The 1,507-nt window shown below is 59.7% G+C and carries 1 protein-coding gene; it reads right to left on the reverse strand.

The window, feature by feature from the left end; translation table 11 throughout:
* Positions 1 to 1,507: class I SAM-dependent methyltransferase (locus JK358_RS38710; RefSeq protein WP_201958863.1), on the reverse strand; the 1,507-nt coding region annotated here is incomplete at both ends.

Here is a 1,507-nt window from a genome sequence, read left to right on the forward strand (position 1 = left end):
CCGTTCCACCGATGTCGACGGGGCCCGATACACCACACCCGACGCGAATTCGGGTATCGGCAGCGCTCGTTTGTCCAGTTTGCCGTTCACCGTCAATGGCAACATCTCGATCGCCATGATCGCTGAAGGAACCATGAACTCGGGCAGTCGATCTGCTGCGTACTGGCGAACCTGGAGAGCTAGAAGACCGGCCTGCGGGTTGTTCGCATGTCTGGCCCTGCCGCCGTCGGACGACGCCGGGGTGTACACGTCGATCAACGACCTGCCTGCCGCTACTTCGGGATCGATGAAAACCGCATCCATACAACCTGTTTCCTTCGACCAGGTGACCGCCGTCAGCAAGCCAAGGCGCTGACCTAGCGTGTACAGGTCCTCAGGCAACACCGCGACCGCTCGACTGTCCGCTGCACTGAAGATCGATTCAGTCGCAAGTTCATAGCTCTTCACCACCCGGCCAGCATCGACTCGGCGCTCGGCCTCGTTCCCACCAGTCAAACCCGCGTGTGGTACGCGTTCAACCCGCATACACTCCGGTCCAGCGGAACGCAAGACAGCCTCGAGCGAAGCCAGGTCCGTGAAACCGACCCGGTGGGTTTCGGCAGCCGAGAGCACTCGGCCCGGAGCCTTCTGCACCACCACGTCGTAGCGGTATCGCGTCAACTCATTGACCGAGAACCCGCGCTTGAGCTGAATATCGACACCATCGACACCCGCCAACTCCCCAGCAAGGCCTGCGAAGAATTCCGGAGCCAACAGCAATTCCTGTTCCGAGGAGATGCTGCGTCGCACCCGCTCACGGAATTCCGCCGCATCGGCACAACCACCGCGAGCCAACTCGATACCGATCGCGAACTGTCTCAACAGTGCGAAATTCCGGACATCGCCTATGAACAAGTTTCCACCGGGAGCCAGCAGTTTTACCGCTCGCTCGATTACCGTCCGGAGATACCCTGCCCCGGGGAAATATTGAACAACAGAATTCAACACAATCGTATCGAAATGGCCCTCTGGAAGTCCGTCCAGCTCATGAGCTGCCCGCACCCCCAGAACAACACGATCAGCCCACTCCACATCCGACTCGCGCAGCCGATGTTCCAAGGTCGTGATAGCCATTGATGACAGGTCAGTCGCCCAATATTCCGCACAATGAGTCGCCAGCTGCGCCAGCAACAATCCCGATCCGACACCGATCTCGAGAACACGAGATGGGTTCAGTCCACGAATGCGGTCAACGGTCGCCTTCTGCCACTCCCGCATATGCTCCAATGGAATCGGCGAGCCCGAATAACTGCTGTTCCAACCACTGAAGTCCTCACCGAACCCGCCGTCCTGGACGGCTCGCGAGAAGTCGTTGCCCGAGTAGAGACCGTCATAGATTCGACGCCACTCACCGACAAGCTCTTTCTCCCCGCCATCGAGTGCGGTGGTGCTGGTGTCGGGGACGATGTATCCGATCAGTCGGGTGTCGCCGGTGTGGTCCTCTTGGGCTACGACCGCGGCTTGTGAC

Origin of the sequence: Nocardia acididurans (genome assembly GCF_016741815.1) — a bacterium.
In the GTDB taxonomy this organism is placed as follows: domain Bacteria; phylum Actinomycetota; class Actinomycetes; order Mycobacteriales; family Mycobacteriaceae; genus Nocardia; species Nocardia acididurans.